Genomic DNA, 6,816 nt, shown 5'->3' with positions numbered 1-6,816 from the left:
AGTTGTGTAGATACTTATGCTGCGATTGGGCTTAACTCACGCCTGATGATTTGAGTTCGGGCACCTCATTCAAATCCAACAATCGCTCCACCATCAACTGGATACCTTCAAGCATCCGGTGGGCTGCCAGCGCGACATCTCGTTGGGCGCCATCGACCTCAAAGGCCAGATGCCCGGTTAGAGCCAGTACCGACGCAATATCCTGGGCGGCATTGGCGAGCAGGGTTTCACTATCGAGGCTGAGCCTCACGGTGAAGAGTTGGTCAGCGGGTAGAGAGTTGGATGGGGGATTTGGGCTGTCTTTAATCATGGTAAACCTCCGGTAAGAAACAGGAGCTGCCACCATCACTTGCAGTTGATGGGTGGCGGCCGTGTGCGGGCCTGCAAGACCGAGTCTTACCAGAAACCTCGGTAGGCCCTCAGGCCTCCCGCACACAGCCACCATAAATGGCGACCATGAAAAAGCGCCGCAATTATAAAGGCGCTTATAAGTCATAGGTAAGGTTTCGGCAGGCTTGCAGTCCCGGTCACTGAATTGGCAGCGACTGGCGAAGGTTAGTTGCGCGAGTTCCTAGGGACAACCTGAAAGGTTTGTAGGAAGGGTCCGTGGCGTCTGCCCCGACGCCATCGCGGGCAAGCCCGCTCCCACATTGGAAGGTGTTCACAAATCAAATGTGGGAGCTGGCTTGCCTGCGATGAGGCCCTTGCAGCCAACAAAAAACCCGCTGACCAAACTGGCCCAGCGGGTTTCTTGTTTTACAGCCAACGCATCAAAAATCCGCCAACTGCCATACCTCATACGCCGGTGTTTCATACGGGTGGCTGAGTTTGAGTGCAGCCACAACAGCCACGATCAACTCATCCGCCACCACCAGCTCAACCTTCCACTCTTCAACCACTTCAACCTGGCCGACTTGCCCGATAAACGGCTGGCTGCCGTCCAACGCGCGAAATTGGCCCTGGCCCAGCACTTGCCAGGCGCAGTTGTCGTAGCTGCCGATGCGCCCGCCACCCGCGGCGAAGACGGCGGTCTTCACCGTCTCCACATGGCTGTCGGGCACAAAGAAGGCGAGCTTGAACACCGTCTTAGTTCACCCACACGCGAGCGTTGCGGAACATGCGCATCCAGGCGCCATCTTCGTTCCACTCTTCCGGGCGCCACGAGTTCTGCACGGCGCGGAACACACGCTCCGGGTGCGGCATCATGATGGTCACGCGACCGTCGCGGCTGGTGAGGCCGGTGATCCCGCGCGGCGAGCCGTTCGGGTTGGCCGGGTAGCTCTCGGTGACTTTGCCGTGGTTGTCGACGAAACGCATGGCTACGCAGCCGGACAAGTCGGCTTCGAGCAAGGCTTCTTCGCTTTCGAACTCTGCGTGGCCTTCACCGTGGGCGATGGCGATCGGCATGCGCGAACCGGCCATGCCTTGCAGGAAGATCGAGTTGGACTCCTGCACCTGCACCATCGCAACGCGGGCTTCGAACTGTTCGGAACGGTTGCGCACAAAGTGCGGCCAGAACTCGCTGCCCGGGATCAGTTCGCTGAGGTTGGACATCATTTGGCAACCGTTGCACACACCCAGGGTGAAACTGTCGTTGCGCTCGAAGAAACCCTGGAACGCATCGCGGGCACGGCTGTTGAACAGGGCCGACTTGGCCCAGCCTTCACCGGCACCCAGCACGTCGCCGTAGGAGAAACCGCCGCAGGCCACCAGGCCTTTGAACTCATTGAGGTCAACGCGACCGGCGAGGATGTCGCTCATGTGCACGTCGATCGCATTGAAGCCGGCACGGTCGAACGCGGCCGCCATTTCCACCTGGCCGTTGACGCCCTGCTCACGCAGTACCGCAACTTGTGGGCGAATGCCTTTCTTGATGTAAGGCGCGGCGATGTCCTGGTTGACGTCGAAGCTGAGCTTGGTGCTCAGGCCCGGGTTGTCTTCTTCCAGGATCACGTCGAATTCCTGCTCGGCGCAGTCGGCGTTATCACGCAAACGCTGGATCTGGTAGCTGGTCTCGGCCCACTGGCGTTGGAGCAGACGGCGCTGGCCGGCAAACACGGTATCGCCGTTGAAGGAGATATTGATTTCACCGTTGTTGATCGGCTGGCCGATCACCGCCACGCAATCATCCAGGCCAGCAGCGCTGAACTGTGCGAGTACGTCCGGGGTAGCGTCCTGGCGAACCTGGATCACCGCGCCCAATTCTTCGTTGAACAGGATGCCGTTGATCTCGGAAGCATCTTCGGCAACGCTGTCGAGCACGATGTTCAAGCCGCAATGACCGGCGAACGCCATCTCTACAACGCTGGTCAGCAGGCCACCGTCGGAACGGTCGTGGTAAGCCAGCAGGTGACCATCGGCATTCAGGCCCTGGATCACGGCGAAGAAGGCTTTGAGGTCTTCGGCGTCGTCAACGTCCGGCGCGTGCTTGCCGAGTTTGCCGTGGGTTTGCGCGAGAATCGAGGCGCCCATGCGGTTCTGGCCACGGCCCAAATCGATCAGGATCAGGTCGGTGGTGCCCTTGTCCATGCGCAGTTGCGGGGTCAGGGTCTGGCGGATGTCGGTGACCGGTGCAAAACCGGTGACGATCAGCGACAGCGGCGAGGTGACGCTCTTGTCGGTGCCGTCTTCGTTCCAGCGGGTGGCCATGGACATCGAGTCCTTGCCCACCGGAATGGTGATACCCAGCTCAGGGCACAGTTCCATGCCGACCGCTTTAACCGTGTCGTACAGGCGCGCGTCTTCACCCGGGTGACCGGCAGCGGACATCCAGTTGGCCGACAGTTTGATGTCGGACAGCTTGCCAATGCGCGACGCGGCGATGTTGGTGAGGGTTTCACCAATGGCCATGCGGCCCGACGCCGGAGCGTCCAGCAGGGCCAGCGGCGTGCGCTCGCCCATCGCCATGGCTTCGCCGGTGTAGACGTCGAAGCTGGTGGCAGTGACGGCAACGTCGGCCACCGGAACCTGCCAAGGGCCGACCATTTGGTCACGGGCAACCAGGCCAGTGATGGTGCGGTCGCCGATGGTGATCAGGAAGCTTTTGCTCGCCACGGCCGGGTGGTGCAGCACGCGTTCGATGCTGTCGGCCAGTTCCAGGGTGCTTGGGTCGAAGTCATCGCCCAGCTCGGCTTCACGGACCGCCGAACGGTGCATGCGCGGGGCTTTGCCCAGCAGCACTTCGAGTGGCATGTCGACCGGGCTGTTGCCGAAGTGGCTGTCGGTGACCGTCAGTTGCGGCTCGGCAGTGGCTTCGCCGACCACGGCAAACGGGCAGCGCTCGCGTTCGCAGATGGCCTGGAAGCGCGCGAAGTCTTCAGGGCCAACGGCCAGTACGTAGCGTTCCTGGGATTCGTTACTCCAGATTTCGTGCGGGGCCATGCCCGGCTCGTCATTTGGAATGTTGCGCAGTTCGAAACGGCCACCGCGGTCGCCGTCGTTGACCAGTTCCGGGAAGGCGTTGGACAAACCGCCGGCGCCGACGTCGTGGATGAAGCTGATCGGGTTCTTGTCACCCAACTGCCAGCAACGGTCGATGACTTCCTGGCAGCGACGCTCCATTTCCGGGTTTTCGCGCTGTACGGAGGCAAAATCCAGGTCAGCCGAGCTGGTGCCGGTGGCCATGGAGGAAGCAGCGCCGCCGCCCAGGCCGATCAACATTGCCGGGCCGCCGAGCACGATCAGCTTGGAGCCGACCAGGATTTCGGCTTTCTGTACGTGCTCTTCACGGATGTTGCCCATGCCGCCGGCCAACATGATCGGCTTGTGGTAACCGCGCACTTCATCGCCACGCGGGGTGGTGATGGACTGCTCGAACGTACGGAAGTAGCCGGTCAGCGCCGGACGACCGAATTCGTTGTTGAACGCGGCGCCGCCCAGCGGGCCTTCGATCATGATGTCCAGCGCGGTAACGATGCGCTCAGGCTTGCCGTACGGCACTTCCCACGGCTGTTCGAAGCCCGGGATCTGCAGGTTGGACACGGTGAAGCCAGTAAGGCCAGCCTTTGGCTTGGCGCCACGGCCGGTAGCGCCTTCGTCACGAATTTCGCCGCCGGAACCAGTGGCTGCGCCCGGGAACGGGGCAATCGCGGTCGGGTGGTTGTGGGTTTCAACCTTCATCAGGATGTGCACCGGTTCCTGCACCGCGCCGTACTGGCGGGTTTCAGGGTCCGGGAAGAAGCGGCCGGCAACCGAGCCGACGATCACCGAGGCGTTGTCCTTATAAGCCGACAGAACGCCTTCGCTGTGCATCACGTAGGTGTTCTTGATCATGCCGAACAGGCTTTTTTCCTGGCTCTGGCCGTCGATGTCCCAACTGGCGTTGAAGATCTTGTGACGGCAATGCTCGGAGTTGGCCTGGGCGAACATCATCAGTTCGATGTCGTGCGGGTTGCGCTTCAAACCGTTGAAGGCGTCGACCAGGTAGTCGATCTCGTCTTCGGCCAGGGCCAGGCCCAGTTCGGTGTTGGCTTTTTCCAGGGCGGCGCGGCCACCACCGAGTACGTCGATCGCGGTCAGCGGCTTCGGTTCAGCGTGGCTGAACAGGCCGGCAGCCTGTTCCAGCTGGCTGACGATGATCTGGGTCATGCGGTCGTGCAGGCTGCTGGCGATCAGCTCGGCGTCGGCATCGCTGAATTGGCCGGCAACATAGAAAGCGATACCACGCTCCAGGCGCTGGATTTTTTCCAGGCCACAGTTGCGGGCGATATCGCTGGCTTTGCTCGACCACGGCGAGATGGTGCCGAACCGTGGCAGAACCAGGAACAAGCGGCCGTTAGGCTCTTGAACGGGAACGCTTGGGCCGTACTTCAGAAGGCGTGCGAGCACTTGCTGTTCGTCGGCGGTCAAAACGCCGGTAACGTCGGCGAAGTGAGCAAATTCAGCATACAGGCCTGTAACCGCTGGAACCTTTTGGCTCAGTTGCTCAAGGAGTTTGCTGTGGCGAAAGGCAGAAAGGGCAGGAGCGCCGCGCAGGATCAACATCTTCGGGACAGCCTCGGGAAGGGGTGTGCTTTGAGGCCGTGCATTCTAGCGTAAACCGCCGCCAACGGCACCCGAAACGGCACCGCTGGCCGTTGCCGAACGTCAGTTGGCACGGTTTGCACAGTATCGGGGCGTTTTACAGGGCGTGGCGCGCAGTTATTTTAACCGTCACAAACCCTCTCCAACCCGCATTTCTGCGGGCTGCAGCCCGGTTTTGCGGGCGCTAGCAGACAAGTCCCCTGCTGTCGAGATATGGCGCCGAGGGTCGTTTGCGTATACTGCGCAGATGTTCTCCCCTACTGCTTTGCGCCCGCGATGCGCCAAATGGCTCCTCGCAACCGGACTCTTCCTGATGCTCAGCGCCTGTGTTGATAAACCCAGCACGCTCGAGCGAATCAAGGAGGATGGCGTATTGCGGGTGATTACCCGAAACAGCCCCGCCACTTATTTCCAGGACCGCAACGGTGAAACCGGTTTCGAATACGAACTGGTCAAGCGCTTTGCCGACGACCTGGGGGTAAAACTGGAAATCGAGACTGCCGACAACCTCGATGACCTGTTCGGCCAGTTGGGCAAACCCAACGGTCCGGTATTGGCCGCCGCCGGCCTGGTGAGCAGCGAGCAGCGTGAACAACAGGTGCGGTTTTCCCACCCGTATCTGGAAGTCACCCCGCAGGTCATCTACCGCAACGGCCAGTCCCGCCCGACAAACGCGGCAGACCTGGTGGGCAAGAAAATCATGGTGCTCAAGGGCAGCACCCACGCCGAGCAATTGGCGGCGCTTAAAAAGCAGAATCCTGCGATTGAATACGAAGAATCCGACGCCGTTGAGGTGGTCGACCTGCTGCGCATGGTCGACGAGGGGCAAATCGACCTGACCCTGGTGGACTCCAACGAAGTCGCGATGAACCAGGTGTACTTTCCCAACGTGCGCGTGGCATTCGACCTCGGCAACGCCAGCAACCAGAGCTGGGCCGTGGCCGCCGGTGAAGACAACAGCCTGCTCAACGAGATCAACAGTTACCTGGACAAGGTCGAGAAGAACGGCACCCTGCAGCGTTTGAAAGACCGCTACTACGGGCACGTCGATGTACTCGGTTATGTCGGCGCCTACACCTTCGCGCAACACTTGCAGCAGCGTTTGCCCAAGTACGAGAAGCACTTTCGGGCCTACGCCAAGGAAGAAAAAGTCGATTGGCGCCTGTTGGCGGCCATCGGCTATCAGGAATCGCTGTGGCAACCGGCCGTTACCTCCAAGACCGGCGTGCGCGGCCTGATGATGCTGACCCAAAACACCGCCCAGGCGATGGGCGTGTCCAACCGCCTGGACGCCAAGCAAAGCATCATGGGCGGCGCCAAGTACCTGGCCAAGATCAAGGATGAATTGGACGACAGCATCGCCGAGCCGGATCGCACGTGGTTTGCCCTCGCGGCCTACAACGTCGGCACCGGGCACCTGGAAGACGCGCGCACCCTGGCGAAGAAAGACGGCCTGAACCCGAACAAGTGGCTGGACGTGAAGAAAATGCTGCCCCGCCTGTCGCAGAAGCAGTGGTACAGCAAGACCCGCTACGGCTATGCGCGCGGTGGAGAGCCGGTGCACTTTGTGGCGAACATCCGGCGCTACTACGACATCCTCACCTGGGTGACTCAGCCGCAGCTGGAAGGCAACCAAGTGGTGGAAGGCAACCTGCATGTGCCGGGCGTGGACAAGACCAAGCCGCCGGAAGATAACCCGCAGCTTTGATCGCTCCCAGGCTCTGCCTGGAAACGATCAAACTCATGTGGGAGCTAGCCTTTGTGGTGAGCGGGCTTGCCCCGCGCTGGGGCGCG

At 61.0% G+C, this 6,816-nt stretch carries 4 protein-coding genes; 1 reads left to right on the top strand and 3 read right to left on the bottom strand.

Annotated features, from left to right (window positions below; translation table 11 throughout):
* Positions 1-31: 31 nt before the first annotated feature.
* From WBB95_RS19435 to purL, 3 genes are all read right to left on the bottom strand, one after another.
* A complete protein-coding gene (locus WBB95_RS19435) occupies positions 32-310 on the bottom strand; it encodes a DUF6124 family protein (protein ID WP_424489055.1) in 279 nt (92 codons plus the stop codon).
* A gap of 460 nt (positions 311-770) precedes the next feature.
* On the bottom strand, positions 771-1,082 hold the full coding sequence (locus WBB95_RS19430; RefSeq protein WP_424489054.1) for an NGG1p interacting factor NIF3: 312 nt from the start codon (positions 1,080-1,082) through the stop codon (positions 771-773).
* A gap of 4 nt (positions 1,083-1,086) precedes the next feature.
* Positions 1,087-4,983 (bottom strand): phosphoribosylformylglycinamidine synthase, encoded by a 3,897-nt coding sequence (purL, locus tag WBB95_RS19425; protein ID WP_424489053.1) that lies wholly within the window; start codon positions 4,981-4,983, stop codon positions 1,087-1,089.
* Between the two features lie 286 nt (positions 4,984-5,269).
* Here purL and mltF point away from each other — a divergent pair, with 286 nt between their 5' ends.
* Complete coding sequence (gene mltF, locus WBB95_RS19420) at positions 5,270-6,730, top strand: membrane-bound lytic murein transglycosylase MltF (protein ID WP_424489052.1); 1,461 nt, start codon at positions 5,270-5,272, stop codon at positions 6,728-6,730.
* Positions 6,731-6,816 lie beyond the last annotated feature (86 nt).

Source organism: Pseudomonas sp., from assembly GCF_049645325.1.
Lineage (GTDB): Bacteria > Pseudomonadota > Gammaproteobacteria > Pseudomonadales > Pseudomonadaceae > Aquipseudomonas.
This window is presented reverse-complemented; position numbering and strand designations above follow the sequence as displayed.